We start from the raw sequence: 579 nt of genomic DNA on the forward strand, positions 1-579 counted from the left end.
TGGGGTGAAGTCGTAACAAGGTAACCGTAGGGGAACCTGCGGTTGGATCACCTCCTTACCTTTGGATACAGATTTCGCAGTGTCCACACAGATTGTCTGATGAAAATAAAGAAGCAAGACGGCTACGAAGTCGTGACACTTTTCGTGTCCCCTTCGTCTAGCGGTTAGGACTCCGCCCTTTCACGGCGGCAACAGGGGTTCGAATCCCCTAGGGGACGCCACTTGCTCGGTGACAGGTGAAAGATGTCTCCACGATGTATCTCAAAACTGGCTTTCGAGTCATGTTTGAGATATTTGCTCTTTAACAATCCGGAACAAGCTGAAAATTGATAATCCATAAACGGAAGTGCTAAATAATTCAGTCTGCATCAGGGGGGCAACTGAGCGAATCGCCGGGAGCATAGCATACTATGTGACCGGGGTGAGCGAAGGCAGCCAACGCAGAGGCAGGCTGAAGTATGACGCATAATGACCGTTTAATGGGTCTCTCAAGCTCACAACGCGAAGACATCTTCGGGTTGTGAGGTTAAGCGAATAAGCGTACACGGTGGATGCCCTGGCAGTCAGAGGCGATGAAGG

1 tRNA gene and 1 rRNA gene are annotated in these 579 nt (G+C 50.4%); both read left to right on the plus strand.

Going from position 1 to position 579, the window contains the following annotated elements:
* Positions 1–58: ribosomal RNA gene (locus V3W49_RS22890) — 16S ribosomal RNA — on the plus strand; the annotation flags it as partial.
* A gap of 88 nt (positions 59–146) precedes the next feature.
* Positions 147–221, plus strand: a tRNA-Glu gene (locus V3W49_RS22895).
* The last annotated feature ends 358 nt before the right edge of the window (positions 222–579 follow it).

The organism is Rosenbergiella sp. YN46, from assembly GCF_036620675.1.
Classification (GTDB): domain Bacteria; phylum Pseudomonadota; class Gammaproteobacteria; order Enterobacterales; family Enterobacteriaceae; genus Jejubacter.